At 64.2% G+C, this 22,403-nt stretch carries 18 protein-coding genes, 4 tRNA genes and 1 pseudogene; 2 read left to right on the plus strand and 21 right to left on the minus strand.

What is annotated here, in order from left to right:
• Both hemN and ARC78_RS00010 read right to left on the minus strand, forming a co-directional pair.
• Positions 1-1,112 (minus strand): oxygen-independent coproporphyrinogen III oxidase (gene hemN, locus ARC78_RS00005; protein WP_057505463.1); only part of this gene is annotated, 1,112 nt, incomplete at its 3' end.
• 136 nt (positions 1,113-1,248) lie between these two features.
• Positions 1,249-1,632 (minus strand): group III truncated hemoglobin, encoded by a 384-nt coding sequence (locus ARC78_RS00010; RefSeq protein WP_057505464.1) that lies wholly within the window; start codon positions 1,630-1,632, stop codon positions 1,249-1,251.
• Between the two features lie 174 nt (positions 1,633-1,806).
• Between ARC78_RS00010 and ARC78_RS00015 the strand changes: the two genes are divergently transcribed.
• Positions 1,807-2,094: a hypothetical protein gene (locus tag ARC78_RS00015; RefSeq protein WP_054658888.1), complete on the plus strand. Its 288-nt coding sequence runs from the start codon at positions 1,807-1,809 to the stop codon at positions 2,092-2,094.
• On the plus strand, positions 2,091-3,158 hold the full coding sequence (locus tag ARC78_RS00020; RefSeq protein WP_054658886.1) for a 4Fe-4S dicluster domain-containing protein: 1,068 nt from the start codon (positions 2,091-2,093) through the stop codon (positions 3,156-3,158). The genes ARC78_RS00015 and ARC78_RS00020 overlap by 4 nt, the downstream gene beginning before the upstream one ends.
• A gap of 94 nt (positions 3,159-3,252) precedes the next feature.
• Here the strand turns inward: ARC78_RS00020 and ARC78_RS00025 are convergent.
• The 19 genes and pseudogenes from ARC78_RS00025 to infB form a co-directional block, all read right to left on the minus strand.
• Positions 3,253-3,326 (minus strand) — tRNA-Cys (locus ARC78_RS00025).
• A 69-nt stretch (positions 3,327-3,395) separates the two neighbouring features.
• Positions 3,396-3,471, minus strand: a tRNA-Gly gene (locus ARC78_RS00030).
• 170 nt (positions 3,472-3,641) lie between these two features.
• Positions 3,642-3,717: transfer RNA gene (locus ARC78_RS00035), tRNA-Gly, on the minus strand.
• A 27-nt stretch (positions 3,718-3,744) separates the two neighbouring features.
• Positions 3,745-3,820: transfer RNA gene (locus ARC78_RS00040), tRNA-Gly, on the minus strand.
• 48 nt (positions 3,821-3,868) lie between these two features.
• Positions 3,869-4,483 carry a CDP-diacylglycerol--glycerol-3-phosphate 3-phosphatidyltransferase gene (gene pgsA / locus ARC78_RS00045; RefSeq protein WP_054658885.1) on the minus strand — a complete coding sequence of 205 codons (615 nt, stop codon included), beginning with the start codon at positions 4,481-4,483 and terminating at the stop codon, positions 3,869-3,871.
• Positions 4,484-4,490: 7 nt separating this feature from the next.
• Positions 4,491-6,338, minus strand: a complete 1,848-nt coding sequence (uvrC, locus tag ARC78_RS00050) for an excinuclease ABC subunit UvrC (RefSeq protein ID WP_054658884.1) — start codon at positions 6,336-6,338, stop codon at positions 4,491-4,493.
• Positions 6,335-7,750 (minus strand): hypothetical protein, encoded by a 1,416-nt coding sequence (locus ARC78_RS00055; protein ID WP_054658883.1) that lies wholly within the window; start codon positions 7,748-7,750, stop codon positions 6,335-6,337. Before ARC78_RS00055 ends, uvrC begins: the two co-directional genes overlap by 4 nt.
• Positions 7,747-8,232 (minus strand): low molecular weight protein-tyrosine-phosphatase, encoded by a 486-nt coding sequence (locus tag ARC78_RS00060; protein WP_057505465.1) that lies wholly within the window; start codon positions 8,230-8,232, stop codon positions 7,747-7,749. Before ARC78_RS00060 ends, ARC78_RS00055 begins: the two co-directional genes overlap by 4 nt.
• Complete coding sequence (gene kdsB / locus ARC78_RS00065; protein WP_054659415.1) at positions 8,229-8,993, minus strand: 3-deoxy-manno-octulosonate cytidylyltransferase; 765 nt, start codon at positions 8,991-8,993, stop codon at positions 8,229-8,231. Before kdsB ends, ARC78_RS00060 begins: the two co-directional genes overlap by 4 nt.
• Before the next feature lie 102 nt (positions 8,994-9,095).
• Positions 9,096-10,118, minus strand: a complete 1,023-nt coding sequence (lpxK, locus tag ARC78_RS00070; RefSeq protein ID WP_054659413.1) for a tetraacyldisaccharide 4'-kinase — start codon at positions 10,116-10,118, stop codon at positions 9,096-9,098.
• A complete protein-coding gene (msbA, locus tag ARC78_RS00075; protein ID WP_057505466.1) occupies positions 10,118-11,863 on the minus strand; it encodes a lipid A export permease/ATP-binding protein MsbA in 1,746 nt (581 codons plus the stop codon). Before msbA ends, lpxK begins: the two co-directional genes overlap by 1 nt.
• On the minus strand, positions 11,860-12,282 hold the full coding sequence (locus tag ARC78_RS00080; RefSeq protein ID WP_054659411.1) for an ExbD/TolR family protein: 423 nt from the start codon (positions 12,280-12,282) through the stop codon (positions 11,860-11,862). The genes msbA and ARC78_RS00080 overlap by 4 nt, the downstream gene beginning before the upstream one ends.
• A 3-nt stretch (positions 12,283-12,285) precedes the next feature.
• On the minus strand, positions 12,286-12,951 hold the full coding sequence (locus ARC78_RS00085; RefSeq protein ID WP_054659409.1) for a MotA/TolQ/ExbB proton channel family protein: 666 nt from the start codon (positions 12,949-12,951) through the stop codon (positions 12,286-12,288).
• A pseudogene (locus tag ARC78_RS00090) lies at positions 12,845-15,375 on the minus strand (DNA internalization-related competence protein ComEC/Rec2). Before ARC78_RS00090 ends, ARC78_RS00085 begins: the two are co-directional and overlap by 107 nt.
• Before the next feature lie 159 nt (positions 15,376-15,534).
• The gene (gene pnp / locus ARC78_RS00095) at positions 15,535-17,649 is read right to left on the minus strand and encodes a polyribonucleotide nucleotidyltransferase (RefSeq protein ID WP_054656968.1); all 2,115 of its coding nucleotides are present in this window, start codon (positions 17,647-17,649) and stop codon (positions 15,535-15,537) included.
• A gap of 148 nt (positions 17,650-17,797) precedes the next feature.
• Positions 17,798-18,058 (minus strand): 30S ribosomal protein S15, encoded by a 261-nt coding sequence (rpsO, locus tag ARC78_RS00100; RefSeq protein ID WP_054656964.1) that lies wholly within the window; start codon positions 18,056-18,058, stop codon positions 17,798-17,800.
• Positions 18,059-18,231: 173 nt separating this feature from the next.
• Positions 18,232-19,143: a tRNA pseudouridine(55) synthase TruB gene (gene truB / locus ARC78_RS00105; RefSeq protein WP_083468357.1), complete on the minus strand. Its 912-nt coding sequence runs from the start codon at positions 19,141-19,143 to the stop codon at positions 18,232-18,234.
• A 131-nt stretch (positions 19,144-19,274) separates the two neighbouring features.
• Entirely contained in the window at positions 19,275-19,652 is a 378-nt protein-coding gene (gene rbfA, locus ARC78_RS00110; protein ID WP_054656960.1) for a 30S ribosome-binding factor RbfA, read from the minus strand.
• Positions 19,653-19,725: 73 nt separating this feature from the next.
• A complete protein-coding gene (infB, locus tag ARC78_RS00115) occupies positions 19,726-22,377 on the minus strand; it encodes a translation initiation factor IF-2 (RefSeq protein ID WP_054656957.1) in 2,652 nt (883 codons plus the stop codon).
• Positions 22,378-22,403 lie beyond the last annotated feature (26 nt).

Genomic DNA, 22,403 nt, shown 5'->3' on the forward strand with positions numbered 1-22,403 from the left:
GTTAATGGGGGGATTACCCCGGCATCGATACGCGCCTGCCAGTCTTTCAATTCCCGGGGATTCTGGCTGTAGCCGGTATCGATGCGACTGATCGCGCTGACGCCCAATCCGATCAGATCGGTGTCGGCATGGGTGGTATAACCCATGAAGTTGCGATGCAGCGAACCTTCGCGCTGCGCCCGTGAAAGATCTTCTTCGGGCAATGCGAAGTGATCCATGCCGATGTACTGGTAGCCCGCCGCCGACAGCCGCTCCACTGCAAGTCCCAGCAAGGCCAGCTTCTGCTCGGGCCCCGGCAGGTCGCCATCGGCGATCTGCCGTTGAGCCTTGAACATGTGCGGCAGATGCGCGTAGCCGTAGATCGCCAGCCGGTCCGGCCTTGCCTGCAGCACGGTGTCCAGCGTGCGGCCGAAGCCCTCCAGGGTCTGTCGCGGCAAGCCGTAGATCAGATCCACATTCACCGAGCGCATGCCCGATGCGCGACAGGCATCGATGATCGCCAATGTCTCGGCCACACCCTGTTCGCGATTGATCGCCTGCTGCACCGCCGGATCGAAGTCCTGCACGCCAAGACTGGCGCGGTTGAAACCCAACCGGGCCAGGCGCCCGATGTCGTCGGCACTGACCGAGCGCGGGTCCAGCTCGATGGAGAAATCCCGCGCGGCGCGGGTACTGAAGTCAAAGCGCTGTCCCAATCCGTCGATCAGCCGCTCCAGCTGCGCAGGCTCCAGGAAATTGGGCGTGCCGCCGCCCAGGTGCAGCTGGATGACATCGCGCCCAGGCGCGAACAATGGCGCGACGCGATCGGCTTCCAGCAGCACCCGCTCGACATACGCCTCCCCCTTGCTCCGGTCACGGCTGATGACCCGGTTGCAGCCGCAGTAGAAGCAGGGGCTGGTGCAGTAAGGAACATGCACATACAGCGACAAATGCCGCCCGGACGCATTGCTACGCGCAATCGCCGCGCGGAACTGCGCCTCGCCGTAACCGTCATGGAAATGTGGCGCGGTGGGATACGAGGTATAGCGCGGCCCCGGGCGGTCATGGCGGCGCAGCAGCTCCGGATCAAACGTCCAGCCCAGCGGGTTCAGCGGTACAGGTTGCATGTCCATGGAGCCAGCGTGCCCCAGTCCCGCCATCGCTGCCTTGAGCTGGATCAATCGTGCCCGCCCGCGTCAAAAAGGCGCGCCCATCCATTCAGCCAGTGGTCCGGTCAACCGCCGTCCGGATGTGTCATGTACGCCTGATTCAAAGAACCGGGAAGGCCGGTGCGCTGTAGCGGCGCCAGATGGCAGTGGCAACCCGTTGCGCCGCGGCATCTGCCAGCTGCTTCATCTGCGGGTTGCCAAGCTCCGCGGTGGTCTGCCCGAACAGCTCCAGCCAACGCTGGAACATCGACCACTGCAGCCCCGGTATCGCCAGATGCTTGGGCATCGGTGCCCCGCTGAAGCGGGATGTGCCGCGCAACATCGTCGACCAGAAATCGATCAGCAACAGCAGGTGCGACTGCCAGTCATGTACCCGCGCCTCGAAAATCGGGCCAAGCACCTCGTCTTCGCGCACGCGCGCATAGAAGCGCCGCACCAGCGCTTCCACCTCCTGTTCGGTGCACACATTCACTTCAGGCTTCACCGCCGTTCTCCTTTCCCTACAACCGCCCTCCGATGGTATCCACTTGATCAGGATCAAGGACCGCACGACGGGCGCCACCTAGCCTTGCACATTGGCGCCCCGCGTGCATTCAGGCATTGCCCTGCGTGCAACCCGGCGTCGTGCTCTCTCAATACGGCCCACTTGGATTCCGCGATGACCGCTCCCGACAAGCCCGCACCGACCGAACCACGACCGCTGCTCCAACTGCTCGGTGCCGTACTGTGGCCCAGCTTCTTCACCGCCGCAGCGATGTCGGCGGTGCTGTTCGCACGCGTGGATCCGGTTGAACTGCAGCGGATCAGCTTTCCCGCGCTCTCCATCAGTCGCGAACTGGGCTATTCGCTGGGCTTCTTCGCGTTCTGGCTGGGCACGCTGTGCGCCTGCAGCGTCACCGCCTTGCTACTGCGCCCCTCCCGCGAAGCCCCGGAGATCTTTGAATGACAGGCGCCTGTCCGGCCTTGCCTTTGACCAGCCGCAGCTGCACCCGGGCCGCCGCGATGGCGATCATGCTCGGCGCCTTCTACGCGATACCTTGGCTGACCTGGAACGGCAAGCCGGGATTTCTGCTTGATATCGGCACTCGCCAGTTCCATGCCTTCGGCCTGTCCATGCAACCAGAGCAATCCGTCCTGCTGCTCTGGATCGCCTTGGCACTGATCGCCGCACTTTTCCTGGTGACAAACCTTTATGGCCGCATCTGGTGTGGCTATGCCTGCCCGCAAAGCGTGCTGACCCGCCTGTTCCGCAACTTGGCCCGACTGACAACACTGCCCGCCCCCTACACCTCATTCGGAGTGGCGATCCGCCACGCCAGCTGGGCAGGCATCGCACTGTGGACCGGCGTCACCTTCGTCGGCTACTTCACGCCGATCGCGGATCTGGCTCGCAACCTGGCGGGTTTCTCCCTCAACGGCTGGGAGATTTTCTGGATCAGCTTCTATGCGCTGGCCACCTGGGCCAATGTGCTGTACCTGCATGAGCAGGTATGCACGTATCTATGCCCCTACAACCGCGTGCAACACCTGATCACCGACAGCCGCACGCCATCCATCCAATACGACGCCGCACGCGGCGAGCCCCGCGGTATGCGCAGCGGCCACAGTGAAAGCGTCCTGAATCGCCCCAGAGGCCTGCTGGATCCCGAGACTGCGCGTGACTACGCCTTTCGCGCCGCCCATCCGGAAATCGCCGGGGCCCTGCCCAAGTTCGCTCCGGCGCACCTGGGGGATTGCATCGACTGCGGTGCGTGCGTCGGCGCCTGTCCGATCGGCCTGGATATCCGGACCGGACACTCCAGCAACTGCATTGAATGCGCTGCCTGCGTCGATGCCTGCGACAGCAGCATGGTCCGGCACCGATTCCCCGCAGGCCTGATACGCCGAACCCATATCGCAGCGGGCCAGACAGATGAAAAAAAATCATTGCGCATCAAGCCGCTGGTTTTTGCCGGCGCAATGCTGATCTGCTTCGCGGCGGCAGTCCTCACCGCCAGCACCTTGACTTGAGGCAGGCTTCACGCCAGGAACTACAAACCCGCTTCAAAAATCATGCAAAACAAAAGGCCCGCTTGCGCGGGCCAAAATTTTGCATTTTTTCAATTGGAGGCCTGGGTCGGAATCGAACCGGCGTACGCGGATTTGCAATCCGCTGCATAACCACTCTGCTACCAGGCCAAAATCTGAAACGCCGGGGGATTCATTCCCGATATGAAAAAACCCCTTTTACGGGGCCTTTTCCGAATTTGGAGCGGGAAACGAGACTCGAACTCGCGACCTCAACCTTGGCAAGGTTGCGCTCTACCAACTGAGCTATTCCCGCGTTTGATGCAACGCATTCTACAGTCTTCCGAAACAATGCGCCAGCACTTTTAACAAATTTCTTCACATCTCGAGGGACGTGTTTTCAACGCGCCTCATGAAAACCCATGTCGTTGCCGGCGTGGATTTCCAGGATGAAACCACCTTTACAGCAGCGGCTTCACCATGAACTGGAGCGGGAAACGAGACTCGAACTCGCGACCTCAACCTTGGCAAGGTTGCGCTCTACCAACTGAGCTATTCCCGCTTGGCGGGATCCAATTCACACCCAAACTGGAGCGGGAAACGAGACTCGAACTCGCGACCTCAACCTTGGCAAGGTTGCGCTCTACCAACTGAGCTATTCCCGCTTGGGAGGCGAAATTCTACAGGCATTCACCCACCTGTCAACAGCCCCTTCAACTTTTTTTGATCTTCTGCCGCGCGGCTTTTTCCTCTTCGCGCAGGCTCGGCCACGCCGCCATCAGATATTGCGCACCGGAGATCAAGGTCAGCAGTGCGGCGATCGCCAGCATCCAGTCGCCCATATGGAAAACCGGCACTCCCATCCAGATGTCAGCGGCTGGAGTATTGGGTGAAACCGAATACAACAGACACAGCAGCGCGACCATCTGCGCGGTGGTTTTGACCTTGCCGATCATCGCCACACGCACCTTGGCGCGCTGGCCGATCTCAGCCATCCATTCGCGCAGCGCCGACACTGCGATCTCACGTCCGACGATCACCGCCGCCCAGAACGCCATCCATGGGGTGGGATGTCCCTGCACAATCAGGAACAGCGCCACTGCCACCATCAGCTTGTCTGCAACCGGATCCAGAAAGGCACCAAAGGCCGAATGCATCTGGTAGCGGCGCGCCACCCAGCCATCAAGCCAGTCGGTGATCGCCGCCAGACCGAAAATCGCCGCGGAGGCGAAGTTGGTCCAGGCATAGGGCAGGTAGAACACCAGCACCAGCACCGGGATCATCAGGATCCGCAGCAACGTCAGCCAGGTGGGGACAGTCAAATTCATTAAAACGCTACTCCGCTGCCGCATCCGGAATCGACAGTCCATGAAGGTTAGCGTAGATCCGCGCCGCGAGGGCCGCGTTGATGCCATCCACGCGCGCGATCTCCGCCTCGCCGGCAGCCTTGAGCCCGGCCAGGCCACCAAAATGTTTCAGCAAGCTGGCTCTGCGGCGAGGACCAATGCCCGGAATATCTTCCAGTTTGCTGGTCATACGCGCCTTCTGCCTGCGACCGCGGTGTCCGGTGATCGCAAACCGGTGCGCTTCGTCACGAACCTGCTGGATGAACTGGAGCGCGGGTGAAGCCGCGCCGGGACGGAGCTCACGCCCGTCGGGCAACACCAGCGTCTCGTCGCCCGCGCGGCGTTCAACGCCCTTGGCGACACCCACCAGCATCACCCCTTCAACTCCGAGATCGGCCAAGGCAGCAGCGGCTTGCGCAAGCTGTCCGGCGCCACCGTCGATCAACAGGATATCCGGCAGCGCCCCTCCCTCCTCGACCGCGCGACGGAATCTACGTTCGATGGCCTGATGCATGGCTGCGTAGTCGTCGCCCGGCTCGATCCCGCTGATATTGAAACGCCGGTACTGCGCCCGGACCGGCCCTGCCGCATCGAACACCACGCAGGAGGCGACGGTCGCCTCGCCCATGGTGTGACTGATGTCGAAACATTCCACGCGCTTGACCGGCTCGGCCAGGCCAAGCAGGTCACGCAACGCGTCGCTGCGCGCTTGCTGCGCGCCACGACTGTCGAGCTCGCTCACCAGTGTGATCTGCGCGTTGCGACTGGCCAGTTCAACGTAACCGGCGCGCTCACCGCGCACATTCCACTTCAACGCGACCTTGTGCTCGGCGGCCTCGCTCAGGGCAAGCTCGATCACGTCCACATCCGGGATCTCGCGATCCAGGAGAATCTCCGCTGGCGGCGCATGCTCACCGTAGTACTGCGAAACAAATGCCGCCAGCACTTCTTCAGCACTGTCTTCGCCATTGGTCCGCGGAAAAAATGCACGTGTCCCCAGATTGCGGCCATCGCGGAAGGACAGCAGCATCACGCATGCACTGGCTCCCTGCATGGCACATGCCAGCACATCCAGATCCGCGGCCCGTCCATCGACGTACTGGCGATTCTGCATGCTGCGCAGGGAGGTGATCAGATCGCGCAGACGCGCGGCACGCTCGAACTCCAGGGCATCACTGGCTTCCTGCATCTGCTGGCCAAGTTCCTGCGCGAGCAGGTCGCTCTTTCCTTCCAGGAACAGCGCGGCCCGGTGAACGGATTCGGCATATTCCTGCGGCGCCACCAGCTCCACACACGGCGCACTGCAGCGTCCGATCTGATACTGCAGGCACGGACGCGAACGGTTGCGGAAGACGCTGTCCTCGCAGCTGCGCAAGCGGAACAGCTTGTGCATCAGATTCAAGGTTTCACGCACCGCGCCTACGCCCGGATAGGGGCCGAAGTACCTGCCCGGAACCGCGCGCGGCCCGCGGTGCAGCGCGATACGCGGCCAAGCTTCCCGCGTGAGCAGCACCTGGGGATAGGTCTTGTCATCGCGCAGGGACACGTTGTAGCGCGGCGCCAGCGACTTGATCAGCTGGTTCTCGAGCAGCAACGCCTCCGCCTCGGTACGCGTGACGGTGACATCCATCCGCGCCACCTGTGACAGCATCATCATGATCCGCCGGCTTTTGGGCGAACCGTTGAAATAGCTGCCCACCCGCTTGCGCAACGCACCGGCCTTGCCGACATACAGCAAGGTATCGTCGGCCGCATACATGCGGTAAACCCCGGGCGCCGTACTCAATCCCGCCGCGAAGGCCTTGCCGTCAAATTCACTGGAGCTCTTGCCACTCATCCGTCTATCGGCACGTCACTCAATTCGCCGCTGACCGGGTCGAATCGCAAAATCGCGTGCGCATCGGTTTCAGCAATCCAGACCACGCCGGCGGCGACCGCCAGCGCGCACGGGCCATGCAATCGTCGGGGAAGGTTGACCGTGGAAAGAACACCCCCGCCCAACCGCAGAGTCCGCAGGGTGCCGTTGCCGGCATCGGCAATCCACAGCAGCGGGGAATCAGCCCCCATCGCCAAGCCTTGGGGATACTGCAGCTGTGCCTGCGCGCGAACGCCATCCTCGCTGCCAAACTCCCAGACGCCTTTACCGATCAAGGTTTGCACCAGATCGCCACGCAACTGTACCGAGCGGATCGCCGAGCCCAGCGCGTCACAGACGTACATGACCTGCTGCACGGCCACCAGTGCGCATGGCTGCGCGAATGCGGCCAGATGGCCGCTGCCATCACGGACTTCCGCAGAACCGGCACCGGCCCGCCAGCGAAGCGCGCGACTGCCGAGGTCATAACTCCAGATGTGGTTGTCACCGGCCATGGCGATATGCAACTGGTTGTCTGCAACGGCCACATCCATCGGATGGTTCAGCGGACTGTCCCAGGGCTGGGCGAGGATGCCTTCCACCGGATCGCCGGCACGCCCGGTGCCACACAGGGTTTCCACCTGCCCGGAAAGCAGGTGGATACGGCGCAGCGCATGATTGCCGGTGTCGGCGACGTAGAGCACGTCACGCACCAGCGCCATGCCATGCGGACGGTTGAACGCGGCCTCGGCAGCTGCGCCATTGATCATGTCAGCGGTACCAACGCCGAACTGGCGCAGCACACGTCCGCTGTGGGCACACTCGAGGATGCGGTGATGGCCGGTGTCTGCCACGTACAGCCGATCCTCCGTTGCCAGCAGCCCCGCCGGAAAGCGCAGCGGCAGCATCGGCTCGGCATTGATCTCGCGCCCGTCGCTGGTATCCCCGTCCAACGGACGCATCAACCCATCGCACAGACCATTCAGCATGCGCTCCAGATCAGCCCCACCGCCGACGATGCGCTCGCGCTCCTGCCCCTGCGCATCAATCAGCACCAGCGTGGGCCAGCTTTCGATACCGAACCTGCGCCAGGTCTCCCACTGCGCATCCAGGATGACCGGCGCACTGACACCATGGCGCCGCAACAGCTTCAAAGCCGGCTGCGGTTCGCGCTCGAAATCAAAGCGCGGCACCTGCACCACCAGCAGCTGGATACGCCCGGGGTTGCGTGCCTGCCACTGCGCGATCTCGGCCAGCCGTTGCGCACACCACACCGAGGCACCATTGACGAAGGCCAGCACCAGCGGCCTTCCGCGATAGTCCTGCAGGGTCGACGGCGCGGCATTGAGCCAGATGCCGGACTTGGGAAGCTCCATAGCAAGCTGAACGTTCATGGGCCGATTATGCCGGAGTCGGCTGCCGCTGACAGGCGGCGCACGGTCGCCTGCGCCGCCGCGTCCACCAGCGCCCAGCTGTGTTCGAAATCCCGCCCATCGCCGTAATAGGGGTCTGGCACGGCTTCCCCGGGCATCCCGGCCCACGGCAGCCACAGCACCGCCTTGTGCGCCGCACCGGCGGGCGCCAGCGCCCGCGCATCTTCCAGGTTGCCCTGATCGGCGCACAGGATCAGGTCAAAGCGATCGAAATCCTCGCGCAGCAGCTGTCGGGCCTTCAATCCGCCGATATCCACGCCATGTCCGCGTGCGCAGGCAATCGCACGCGGATCCGGTGCGCGGCCGATGTGCCAATCGGAGGTTCCGGCCGAATCCAGCTCGACCCTCCCGGTCAACGGGGATTGGGCGATCCGCCGCCGCAGGGCGCCCTCGCCCATCGGTGAACGGCAGATATTTCCCAGGCAAACCACCAGCAGCCTCACCCGCCTGCCCTCATCATCGCCTCGGCCCTCTCCAGATCTTCGGGGGTATCGATACCCGGCGGAAACGGTGCCGGCGACAGCGAGACCGAGATACGGAACCCGGCTTCAAGTGCACGCAGTTGCTCCAGTGATTCGACCTGCTCCAGCACGCCCGGCGGCATCGCCGCGAACTGGCGCAGGAAACCCGCGCGATAGCCGTAGATGCCGATATGGCGGAGCCATTGCCCGGCAGGCAGAACGTCCTTTGACTGCGCAAAGGCATCGCGATGCCACGGGATCGGCGCCCGGCTGAAATACAGGGCGTCACCGTCGGCGGTGCGGACCAGCTTCACCACATTGGGATCGAACAAGGTGGGAGCATCTTCCACCGGCGCAGCCAGGGTGGACATGGGGGCGCCACTTTGCGCCACTGCCTCGGCAACTGCACGGATGCCGGCGGCGGGCGCGAACGGCTCGTCCCCCTGCAGATTCACCACGATCACATCGTCGTGCCAGCCGGCATGGCGCGCGCATTCGGCCAGACGGTCCGTTCCGGAAGCATGCGCGGTATCCGTCATCGCCACACGGATCCCTTCCAGCCCGTCGAGCGCGGTGGCGATACGCGCATCATCCGTGGCGACCCACACCTCGCGCGCACCGGCATCCAGCGCACGTTTGGCGACATGCAACACCATCGGCTCGCCGGCCAGCAGCGCCAGCGGCTTGCCGGGCAGGCGCGTGGAGGCAAAACGCGCCGGTATGGCGACAACGAAATCGGGAATCGAGCCCATATTCACTCCTTGACCGGCAACAGCTGCCTGTATTCCGCCCTGTCCATCCGCTCCCGGATCAGGGAAGTGGAAGGCATCAAATGATCCAGTCTTTCAACCACGCGCCAGCTTGACCAGCCGGTCCAGCAAGGCCACCCAGAAGGCAGCAGGCAGCTCGGCCTGCAACGGCACTACAAAATGCCAGTCATTGGCGAACGCCTGGCACTTCACCGCGTCTTTCTCGGTCATCAGTACCGGCAACTCGCTACCGAATGAGAGGTCTTCGGGCCGATAGCGGTGATGATCGGCGAACGCATGCGGCACCACGCCGATGCCCCGGGCGCGCAGCATCTGGAAGAAGCGCTGTGGATGCGCGATTCCCGCCACGGCATGCACGCGCTGTCCAGCAAAACTGTGCAAGCTGCGCACACGCCCGCCGTTGAGCGGCCGCGCCGAATCGATTCGAAGACGCATGGCCCATTCGCCAAAGCCCGATGCCGGCGCTCCACCTGCCGAATCGCTGGCCTGCCCCAGATTGACCACGCGGAAATCGCAGGCAGCGGCGCGTGCCACAGGCTCACGCAACGGACCGGCCGGCAACAGGCGGCCGTTGCCGTAACGACGCTGCGCATCAACCACTTCGATCTCGATATCGCGCGCCAGACGATAATGCTGCAATCCGTCATCGCAGACGACCACGTCGCACCCGGCGCCCAGCAGGGCCTTGGCGGCGGCGACGCGATCCTTGTCCACGCGTACCGGCACCCCGGTTTTCCATGCGATGAGCAGGGGTTCATCGCCCGCCAGGCCCGGCGGCATCTCCGGAGTGACCCATCGCGCCGTATCGGCCTCATCACGGCCATAGCCGCGACTGGCGACACCCGGTTTCCAGCCGGCTTCGCGCAGGCGCGTGACCAGTTCGATGGTCAATGGCGTCTTGCCCGTACCGCCGGCGGTGATGTTCCCCACCACGATCACCGGTACCGGCACCTGCCGGCTGCGCAGAACCCCCCGGCGATACAACCAGCGACGCAGGCCGGAAACGGCGCCATACAGCGGCGCCAGCACTTTCGCGACCGCCGGCACCTGGCCACCGTCGTACCAGTACGCCGGTGTCTGTGGACCTTGCCGTGCCATCAGCCCTGGCTCTCCCGGAACTGCATACGGTGCAGGTGCTCATACAGGCCGCCGTGCGCCATCAGTTCGGCATGGGTGCCGCGCTCCACAATGCGCCCCTGGTCCATCACCAGCACCTGGTCGGCGTGTTCGATGGTCGAAAGGCGATGGGCGATGACCAGCGTGGTGCGATCAGGCATCAGTTTCTGCAGCGCATCCTGCACCAGACGCTCGGACTCGTTGTCCAGCGCGGCGGTGGCTTCATCCAGGATCAGGATCGGCGCATCCTTGAGCATCGCGCGGGCGATGGCCAGACGCTGGCGCTGGCCGCCGGAAAGCTTGCCGCCCTTCGCCCCAACCTGCTCGTCCACACCCATCGGCATCTGTCCGACGAACTCCCGCGCATTGGCACCGGCAATGGCCCGTTCCAGCTGTTCATCACTACTGGAGGCCAGCTCGCCATACGCCACATTCTCGGCGACGCTGCCGTTGAACAGCGTCACATGCTGTCCGACCAGTGCGATCTGACGACGCAGGTCGGCCAACCTGTAGTCCTGCAGCGGATGCCCGTCGAGCAGGATCTGCCCACTTTCGATCTCGTAGAAACGTGGAATCAACTTGATCAACGTCGACTTGCCGCTGCCGGAACGGCCGACGATGGCCGTCACCGTACCGGGCCTGGCGATGAAGCTTATGTCTTCCAGCGCGGGCTTGGTCTGGCCTTCGTAACGGGCGCTGACATGCCGGAATTCCAGCTCTCCCCGTGCACGCGTCAAAGGCACGCTCCCGGTGTCCGTCTCGTCGGCCGCATCCAGCACCGTGAAAAGACGCTGTGCGGAAGCAATGCCACGCTGGGTCATGTTCTGCACATTGGTCAACTGCTTGAGCGCTGGAATGATGGTCAGCATCGCCATCATCAAGGCGACAAAATCTCCCACGGTCAGCCGCCCTGCCGCGGCTTCGTGACCGGCGATAAACAGCAGCGCGGCCAGACCGATGGCACCGATCAGCTGCACCATCCCCGAAGAAATACTGCGCGTCGCCTCCACCTTCATCGCCAGTCGCAGATTGGTGTTGGCAAGGCCGGAATAACGCGCCATCTCACGGGGCTGGGCACCGTAGATCTTCACTTCCTGCTGACTGGACAAGGTCTGGTCGGCCGCCTGCAACAGTTCGGCACTGCTTTCCTGGATCCGGTGGCTGATACGGCGGTAGCGCTTGGCCACCTTGTTCATCACCCATGCCAGCGGCGGGGCCAGCACGAAGATGGCCAGCGTCACCTGCCAGCTGTAATAGAACATCATCGCCAGCGAACCCAGTGCCTGCAGCGACTGCTGCAATACCACCTTCATCGCATCAATGGCGGCCTGCGCGACCTGGTCACTGTCCGAGCCCAATCGCACCAGCATCGATGGAACCGGCTCGGCATCAAAGCGCTGGCCGGGAAGCCGCAGATACTTGCCCAGCACCCGCACCCGCAGGTCCCGCGCAATGCTGCGCGCGGCCTTGCCCATGCCGATGTCGGTCAGGTAACCGGCCACACCCCGCAGCAGAAACAGGCCGATGATCGCCAAGGGCATCCATGGATTGATGTCCTCCGGATTCACCAGGTTGTCGGTGATCGGGCTCATCAACGCCAGAAAGCCCATGCCGGCGGCCGCTTCGATCAGCATGCCCGCCAAGGCCATGAGCAGCAGCACCCGGTAGGGCCTGGCAAAGCCGAGCAGGCGCTTGTAGGTCTGCCATGGGCTGGCCAGTACGCTCATTGCCTGGCTTCCGGTGCAGTGGCGATGGCGATGCGGCGGAAGCCCAACTGGCCCAGTGCGTCCTGCGCGGTGACCACGGCTTGATAAGGTGTGCGGGCGTCGGCGCGCAGCAGCACCGTCTGCTCGCGATCAGCACCGGCCAGTTGACCGATGGTCTGCTTCAACGACTCGATGTCGGTGCGCAGCACTTCCTGGTCATTGATGAAATAACGGCCATCGGCATTGACCAGCACGCTCAGCGAGCGGGGCGGCTCGGGGTTGTTCTGGTCGCTGGCAGTGGGCAACTGCAGCTGCAAGGTGGAGCGCGCATCGAACGTGGTGGTGACCACGAAGAAGATGATCAGCACCAGAATCACATCGATCAGCGGAACCAAATCGATCTGCGGCTCATCCTGCAAGCGGTTGTCACGGATACGCACGGCTCAGGCCTTTTCCATCGCAGCCGGACGCTGGACACCGGTGGCCTTGTTGGCCGCCAGCACCGCCGGACGGCCATCGAGCGAATCCAGCAGGGCACCGGCTTCCTGCTCCATTTCGATCACATAGCCGTCGATGACCCCGCGGAAATAGCGATGGAACATCAACGCCGGAATCGCCACCATCATGCCCGTGGCCGTGCACACCAGCGCCTTGCCGATACCGCCAGCCAGCTGATTCACATCGCCCACACCATGGTCCAGTATCCCCAGGAACATCTGGATCATGCCGACCACGGTACCCAGCAAGCCCAGCAACGGGCCCGCCGAAGCGATGGTGCCCAGCGCATTGAGGAAACGGCCCATGCGGTGAACCAGATGGCGACCGGTGTCTTCGATTCGCTCGCGGATCTGGTCGCGCGGCCGGTTGCGCGCTTCCAATGCCGCCGCCAGCAACGCCCCCAGGGGAGAATTGGCACGCAGGGATTCGATATGCGAGGCATCGAGCTTGCCCCGTGCGGCCCAGTTGCGGACTTCCTGCCCCAACCCCGGCGGCAGCACTTCGTTACGCCGCAGTGTCCAGAAACGCTCCAGGACAATCGCCAAAGCCAGTACGCCCAACAACAGCAGCGGCACCATCGGCCAGCCGCCCGCCTTGACCAGTTCCCACACGTTTCAACCCTCTGGCACTGCGGCCATCTGTTCGATCGGCGATAGGATAGCAGCCGCCCGGGCCCGCTCCGCTGCATCCCATACATGCGAGCGCCAGATCCGGCGTTCACGCACCTGCAGATCCTGACCACCCAGCCAGACGCTGACCGCGCCACTGGTTGCGGTATTCAGCACTTCGGCCCCCGCGTGCTGCCAGCGCCGGACAACGTCCGCGCGCGGATGGCCAAAGCGGTTGCCATGCCCGGTAGAGACCACCACCAGCCGGGGCCGGATGGCGGCGACAAAATCCGGGCGCGAGGATCCGCCACTGCCATGGTGCGGGGCCACCACGACATCGGCCTTCAGCAGCGCCCGGCTGCGCTTCACCAGCCCCTGCTCGATCACCTCGCCGATATCCCCGGTCAGCAGTACCGTGCCATGGGGTGATGCCACACGCAGCACACAGCTGGACTCGTTCCCCAGATAGGGAAACCCCGGTGTGGGATGCAGGAACTGGAATTCCACGCCATCCCACCGCCAGCGCTGCCCGGCCACGCAGGGAGTGGCCGCCGCCAGGCTCAGGCCCGGCGGCGCCTGCCAGCGTGCCGCCGGCACTCCGGCGCGAACCGCGTCGGCACCCCCGGCATGATCGGCATCGCCATGGCTGATCACGATGGCATCCAGATGCCCGATCCCCTGCGCGCGCAGCGCGGGCACCACAACCCGCTCCCCGGCATCGAACCCATCCCGGACAGCCGGCCCGGCGTCGTACAGCAGCTGATGCGTGGCGGTCCGCACCAGCACCGACAGCCCCTGCCCCACGTCCAGTACCTGCAGCTGGACCTCGCCGGCAGCCGGCAGTCCACGGGAAGGCCAAAGCAGCGGCAGCCACAGCACACACGCCATCCACTTCCCCGGCACACCCCTCGGAAGCAGCATCCACAGCGCTCCCGCCACCGCCAGCAGCAGCGCCCCCCATCCGCTCTCCGGCAGCCACCACAGCGCGAACCGGCTTTTGGCAAGCCAGCCGAACAATGGCCAACTCATATCAAAGCATGCACCGGAAGCCCGCCACAGCCATCCGCCGACGCCGGGCAGCACGGCTTCCACTGCGGTTCCCAGCAGCGCCAGCGGCACCACCACCAGCGTCCACCAGGGAATCGCCAGCAGATTGGCCATCGGCCCGATCACCGATGCCTGCCCGAACAGCATCACCGTCAACGGCAGCAGGCCGACCGTCGCCACCCATTGCGCCGACAAGAATCCACGGAACCAGTGCGTTCGCTCCGGCAGACACCAGATCAGCCATGCCACGCCGGCAAAACTCAGCCAGAACCCGGCCGCCAGGATCGACAGCGGATCCCACAGGGAAACGGCAAGTGCCGCCAGCGCAAGACAGCTGCCCAGGCCGGCCGGGCGGCGCCATAGACGCGCTGCGACCACCACGGCAATCATCAGCACGGTGCGTACAGTCGGCAGCGAGAAACCGGCAATCGCCGCATAGCCGAATGCGCCGCCCAACGCCGCCAGGGCCGCGGCCTGCGGCCGGGGGATATGCCGCGCCAGCCCCGGCATGCACCACCAGAGCAGGCATGTCAGCCAGGCCACGCATCCCGCCACCATGCCCACGTGGAAACCGGAGATCGCGATCAGATGGGTCAACCCGGTCGCACGCAACACCTGCCAGTCCGCCTCATCCAGCCCCCGCGTATCCCCCAGTGCCAATGCCCGCACATAGCGCGAAGAACGCGAACTGACGGCGACGTCGATCCGCTGCGCCATACGCTCGCGCCATGCATCCAGGCCACGGGGCACGCCCAGGGCCTGCCCACCCGCTTCACCGACTATTCCGGTCGCGGCGATCCGCTGCGCCAGTGCATGCCGCTCGGCATCGAAACCGCCCGGATTCTGCAGCCCGCGCGGCGCCCGGAGTTTCGCGGAAAAGCGCCAGCGGGAGCCGGCATGCAGCTCACGCCGCGGGCCGACCGCCGTGGCGTCGAAATCGTCATACCAGGCCAGCTGCAGCAAGCGACCACGCAGCGGCACCGGCTGCCCCGGGTCGCCATCCACACGCAATAGAAAGCGGGTGCGCCGCGCCTCGACATCGGGCAGCCCCTCGACGGTCCCCACCAGCTGCGCTACCTGTCCTTCCCGCGCGGCGGGCAATTGTCCTGTCAACGCCCACCCGGCGTGCAACGCGGCCCAGCCGGCACCCGCAAGCAAGGCCCCGATCCATCGCAACCTTCCTCCCAGCAGCCAGCTTGCCAGCCCGCTGGTCAGCAGCAGCACCCGCAAGGAAAACGGCGGCAATGCCGGCGCCCACAGTGCCGCGCAGATGCCGGTGACGAACAGCACCGCCACCGACTTGCCAAACGGCGCGGGTGCATCGCCACTTGCCAGGACAGAGCGCGCCCGGGATTTCAGCGATACCGGTTCGGACTTCATCAGCAGCATCCCCCGCTATGACCAGACGGATGCTGAGGCCCACAACGCCAGCCCGATATCAGGCAAACGGAGTCGTGACCGTAGGGAAAACGCGAAGCCGCAGGCAAAAGAAAAGCGGGCCGAAGCCCGCTTTTCCTGGATCAGCAATCGCGCTGCGGCTTATTCGGCCGAGGCGGTTTCGCCTTCACCCTCTTCCACGGCCTTCATCGACAGGCGGATACGGCCCTGCTTGTCGACTTCCAGCACCTTGACCTTGACCACATCGCCTTCCTTCAGCACGTCGCCAACCTTCTCGACGCGGTCGCTGGAGATCTGCGACACGTGGACCAGACCGTCCTTGCCCGGCAGGATGGTGACGAACGCACCGAAGTCCATGATCTTGGCGACCTTGCCTTCGTAGATGCGGCCCGGCTCGACGTCCGAGGTGATCTGCTCGATGCGGGCCTTGGCGGCCTGGGCAGCGGCGTTGTTCACCGAAGCGATGGTGATGGTGCCATCGTCCTGGATGTCGATCTGGGTGCCGGTTTCCTTGGTGATGGCCTGGATGGTGGAACCACCCTTGCCGATCACTTCGCGGATCTTGTCCGGGTGGATCTTGATGGTCAGCAGACGCGGCGCGTAGTCCGACAGCTCGGCACGCGGGGTGGTCAGGCCGTGGGCCATTTCACCCAGGATGTGCAGACGGCCAGCCTTGGCCTGCTGCAGGGCCTGCTTCATGATCTCTTCGGTGATGCCTTCGATCTTGATATCCATCTGCAGGGCGGAGATGCCCTCGGCGGTACCGGCAACCTTGAAGTCCATGTCGCCCAGGTGATCTTCATCACCCAGGATGTCGGACAGCACGACGAAACGCTCGCCTTCCTTGACCAGACCCATGGCGATACCGGCCACCGGCGACTTGACCGGCACGCCGGCGTCCATCAGGGCCAGCGAGGAACCGCAGACCGATGCCATCGACGAGGAGCCGTTGGATTCGGTGATTTCCGACACCACGCGGATGGTGTACGGGAAGGCTTCCAGCGACGGCATCACAGCCAGCACACCGCGCTTGGCCAGACGGCCGTGGCCGATTTCACGACGCTTCGGCGCACCGAAACGACCGCACTCACCGACCGAGTAGGGCGGGAAGTTGTAATGGAACAGGAAGTTTTCCTTGTACTCACCGGCAACGGCGTCAATGATCTGGCCGTCGCGTGCTGTGCCCAGCGTGATGGTCACGATGGCCTGGGTTTCGCCGCGGGTGAACAGCGCCGAGCCGTGGGTGCGCGGCAGCACGCTGGTCTTCACGGCGATCGGGCGGACGGTGTCCAGCGCACGGCCATCGATGCGGACCTTGGTGTCCAGCACCGAGTTGCGCATGGTGCTGTATTCCAGCTCGCCGAATTCCTTCGACAGCTCGGCCAGGCTCCAGCCTTCCGCGGCGACGCGGCCAGCCAGGGCTTCGGTCACATCCTTCTTGATGGCGGCGATGGCGTCGCGGCGCTGCAGCTTGTCACGCACCTGGAACGCTTCCGCCAGCTTGGTGCCGACAGCTTCCTGCAGCGCGCTGATCAGCGCGGTGTTCTTGGCCGGAGCGACCCAGTCGCTCGGCTTGGTGCCGGCTTCAACGGTCAGCTCGTTGATCGCGTTGATGACCTTCTGCATCTCGCGATGACCGAAGGTCACGGCGCCCAGCATCACGTCTTCAGACAGCAGCGCGGCTTCGGATTCCACCATCAGCACGGCGTTGGCGGTACCGGCGACGACCAGCTCCAGCTGCGATTCCTTCAGCTCCGAAACGGTCGGATTGAGGATGTATTCGCCATCCTTGTAACCCACCTTGGCGGCACCGATCGGGCCCTTGAACGGCGTACCGGCCAGCGACAGGGCGGCCGAGGCGCCGATCAGCGCAGCGATATCACCGTCCACTTCCGGGTTCAGCGACATCACCGTGGCGATGATCTGCACTTCGTTCCGGTAGTCTTCCGGGAACAGCGGGCGGATCGGGCGATCGATCAGACGCGAGATCAGCGTCTCCTTCTCGGTCGCACGGCCTTCACGCTTGAAGAACCCCCCGGGGATACGGCCGCCGGCGTAGAACTTTTCCTGGTAATCGACGGTCAGCGGGAAGAAGTCCTGGCCTTCACGTGCGCTTTTGGCGGCCACGGCAGTGACCAGCAGCACGGTGTCGTCCATCTTGACGATGACGGCGCCGCCGGCCTGACGGGCGATTTCGCCGGTTTCAAGCGTGACGGTGTGCTTGCCGTACTGGAAGGTTTTGGTGATTTTTGCCACGGGGGTGTCCTTGGATGATGCATTCTTCAGATGGACCATTGCCGACCCTTGCCAGCCATGGTTTGCCGGGCGGTTCCGGCCTATCTACTGCGGTTGAAACTCTAAAAGCAAAACCGCGGCGCATCGCTGCGCCGCGGCCGGAAATCTCTTAGCGGCGCAGACCGAGCTTTTCGATCAGAGCCTTGTAACGTTCGACATCCTTCTTCTTCAGGTAGTCGAGCAGGCTGCGGCGGCGATTGACCATCTGCAGCAGGCCGCGACGGCTGTGGTGATCCTTCTTGTGGGTCTTGAAGTGACCGGTCAGCAGCTCGATGCGGGCGGTCAGCAGGGCGACCTGGACTTCCGGCGAACCGGTGTCGGCAGCGCCGCGCTTGTTTTCTTCAATAACCTTCTGGGTGTCGATCGACATTGTTTTTTCTCGTTGATGCGTGGCCGGCAGGAACGTCCAATGACGCACCGCCCAGCTCGCCGTTTCAGGAATGCCGCCTGCCGACGGCAGACGGTGCCCCACAAGGGGACCGCGAAATTGTAACGATCCCTGCCCCCCGTCACAAGGCGCAGGGCCGGAGTGCAGGGATGCGCTCAGAGGTTGAACAGGCGCTGAGGCGACAGAAGTCCACCGTCTGTCACCTGCCCCAGGCCGACGGCGCCCGCATTTTGCTCGAACACCGCAACCAGTCCTTCGGGCCAGCCGGCATTGCGCTGACGCTGCCCCATCCGGAAGCGCCGCGCCTGTTCAGCCTCGATCTCGACGCGCGGAAAATGGCTCAACCCGGCCTCGATGGGCAGCAGCCAGTCCATCAGCGCAGCCTCATCGCCCCGCTCGGCTACCACCCGCAACTCGTCCAGCCCGATCATGCGGGGCGCCAGAAACGGCTCCACCCACAACCGGCGCAACCCGGTGATATGTGCACCGCATCCGAGCAGCTCGCCCAGATCACGCGCCAGCGCCCGGATGTAGGTGCCCGAGCCGCAGGTCACCCGCAGCGACAGTCGCGCGCCGTCGTGCGACAGCACCTCGATGGCCTGCACATGCACCTCGCGCTCTGGCGCTTCGATGACTTCACCACGTCTGGCCTTGGCGTACAGCGGCTCACCGCCCTGCTTGAGCGCCGAATAGATGGGTGCACGCTGGCGGATATGCCCGGTAAGCGACGCCAGCGCCGCCGCCAGCGTCGCTTCCGCGATGACCGGCACCGGGCGACGCAGCAGCTCCGCACCATCGGAATCGTCCGTATCTGTAGTCACGCCCAGCACGATATCGGCGTCATAGGCCTTGGCCGAGCCCAACAACAATCCGGCGATTTTGGTCGCCTCACCAAAGCACAGGGGCAACAGTCCGGTCGCCAGAGGATCCAGACTGCCGGTATGGCCGCCTTTCTCCGCCCGGAACAGCCGCCGCGCCACCTGCAATGCCGTATTGGAGCTCATACCGGCGGGCTTATCGAGCAGGACGATGCCATCCAGCCGACGGAATTGGATTCGAGGACGCATGTAACACCCACTCATGTATCTGCGCGGCAGGCCTGGCCCACCGCGACACAGGGAATATCAAACCGCAAGGCGGTCAACGCACGCCCACGGGAAGCCCAATACCAGAACAGCCCTCGCGGGCTGTCTCGGCATCACTCTTCGTCGGACTTGTTCTGCGCCGCCAACGTATCGGGAAGATCACGCAGAAGATTGTCGATTCGCTCGCCCCGATCCACCGAATCGTCGTAGTGGAAATGCAGCTCCGGCACATGCCGCAGCTTCATCGCCCGGGCCAGGCCGGTACGCAACTCGCCAGCCAGCTCCCGCAGCCCCTTGACCGCCTCCAGCGAGCGCTCCGGCATCAAGGCCGTCACGAACACCTTGGCATGGGCCATATCACGCGTGACCTCCACGTCCGAAACGCTGACCGAGGGCAGCCCGTGCTCACGCACGGCGGCATGCACCAGAGTGCCCAGATCACGGCGGATCTGCGCGGAAACACGGTCGGTACGATGGAAAGTCTTCGGCACGTTGCTTGGCTCTTCTGATTCGATACGGGGGAAACCGGCCGCCCGCCAGATGGCGGAACGGCCGTTGTCGCAGTTACAGCGTGCGCGGCACTTCGATACGTTCGAAGCACTCGATCTGGTCGCCCGGCTTGACGTCGTTGTAGGCCTTCACGCCGATACCGCACTCGGTACCGTTGCGCACCTCTTCCACGTTTTCCTTGAAGCGGCGCAGCGATTCCAATTCACCTTCGAACACCACCACGCTGTCACGCAGCACGCGGATCGGCTTGTTCCGCTTGACCACGCCCTCGACCACCATACAACCGGCGATAGCGCCCAGCTTCGAGCTGCGGAAGACATCGCGGACCTCGGCGATACCGATGATCTCTTCGCGGATCTCCACACCCAGCAGACCCGAGGCCACCTGCTTCACCTGGTCAATCACGTCATAGATGATCGAGAAGTAACGCAGATCCACACCGTGCGATTCGATGATGCGACGGGCCGAAGCGTCGGCGCGCACATTGAAGCCGATCACAGTGGCCTTGGAGGCAGCGGCCGAGTTGGCGTCCGACTCGGTAATGCCACCCACGCCGGAGTGGATCACGTTGATACGGATGTCATCGTTGGACAACGCAACCAGCGCCTGGCTCAGCGCCTGCACCGAGCCCTGGACGTCGGCCTTGATCAGCAGGTTGAGCACCTGCTGGCCTTCGCCCTTGCCCAGCTGCGCCATGATGTCTTCCATGCGGCTGCCCGCCGTGGCGACCAGGCGCGACTCGCGGCGCTTGGTTTCACGCGTCTGCGCGACTTCCTTGGCCAGACGCTCGTCTTCCACGACCACGAAGTCATCGCCGGCTTCGGGCACGCCGGACAGACCCAGCACCTGCACCGGGATCGACGGGCCGGCTTCAGCCGCCTGACTGCCGGTCTCATCGAACAGGGCACGCACACGGCCGTACTGGATACCGCAGACCAGGTAGTCGCCCTTCTTCAGCGTACCCTGCTGCACCAGCACCGTCGCGACCGGGCCACGGCCCTTGTCCAGCGACGATTCGATGACCACGCCGCTGGCGCGGCCTTCGGCCACGGCCTTAAGTTCGAGCAATTCGGCCTGCAGCGAGATCGCGTCCAACAGGTCATCGATACCAAGGCCGGTCTTGGCGGAAATTTCCACCATCTGGATGTCACCACCGAAATCTTCGGCCACGACCTGCTCGGCGAGCAGCTCGTTCTTGACCCGCATCGGATCGGCCGAGGACTTGTCGATCTTGTTGATCGCCACCACGATCGGCGCATTGGCCGCGCGAGCGTGCTTGATCGCTTCCTTGGTCTGCGGCATGACGCCGTCATCGGCCGCCACCACCACCACCACCACGTCGGTCAGCTGCGCACCACGGGCACGCATCGACGAGAACGCGGCATGGCCGGGGGTGTCGAGGAAGCTGATCACGCCCTTGGGCGTGGTCACATGATAGGCACCGATATGCTGGGTGATGCCACCGGCTTCACCGGTCGCCACCTTGGTGCGGCGGATGTAGTCCAGCAGCGAGGTCTTGCCATGGTCGACGTGACCCATGATGGTAACCACCGGCGGACGCGGCACTGCCTCACCCTGGTTGGTGTCGGCGATCGCCAGCAACGCGTCTTCGGCGTCGTTGTTGCTTGCACGCACCACCGTATGGCCGAGTTCCTCGGTCACCAGCGCGGCGGTATCGTGATCGATGCTCTGGGTGATGGTCGCCATGACGCCCATCTTGAACAGCGCCTTGACCACTTCGCCGCCCTTCAGGGCCAGCTTCTGGGCCAGATCGGCCACGGTGATGGTGTCGCCGATCGCCACTTCACGCACCACCGGCGCGGTGGGGCGCTCGAAGCCATGGCTGCCAGCACCGCTGCGGGACTGCTCGTTGCCACGACGACCCTGCGGTGCACGGCCGCCCGGACGACCACGGGAATTGTTGTTGCTGTTGCCGCGACGGGCACGATCGGCCGCCGACAGGTGCAGCTGGCCACCGAAACGGTTGCCACCGTCCCCATCGGAGCCTCGCGACTTGTTGCCGGGTTTGGCTGCCGCACCACCGCGATCATCACGCGCAGGCGCTGCTGGCGTTGCCGCAGCGGCGCGCGACGCTGCCGGGGCTTTGCGCGGCTTGGCCAGCTCTTCAATGATCGGCTGCCGGACTGCAGGCGCCGGCGGGGCCTCTGCCGCCTTGATCGCATCCTCGGCAGCCTTGCGCGCCGCATCTTCGCGCTGCCGCTCAGCTTCCTCGGCAGCCTTCTGGCGCGCGGCGATTTCCTCGTCGCGCAGGCGATCCTTCTCGGCCAGCATCCGCTGTTCATCGAGATTGCGCTGACGCGACTCTTCGAGCTTGCGCAGGATGTCCGCGCGCTCTTCGTCCGGCGTCATCGCCGTCTTGCCGCCCTCCGGCTTGACGTAGGTACGCTTCTGGCGCACTTCGACATTGACCGTGGTTTTGCTGCGGCCCGCATTGACAGTAACTTCCTGCACCTTGCGGCGATTCAGGGTGATCTTCTTCGGTGCGGCTTCAGCTTCTTCGGCGGGCTGCTCTTCCTTGCCGTGCGAACGGCGCAAGAAGCCAAGCAGCTTCACTTTCTCGGCACTGGTCACGATCTGGTCGGGACCGCTGAACTTCATACCGGCCTGAGCCAGCTGCTCCAGCAGTTTCTCGACCGGCGTATTGACCAGTTCGGCGAGCTTGCGGATGGTGGTTTGCTGCGACATTCGGATCCTATGATCTTGTTGGCGCC

Source organism: Stenotrophomonas pictorum JCM 9942 (assembly GCF_001431585.1).
GTDB classification, from domain to species: domain Bacteria; phylum Pseudomonadota; class Gammaproteobacteria; order Xanthomonadales; family Xanthomonadaceae; genus Stenotrophomonas; species Stenotrophomonas pictorum.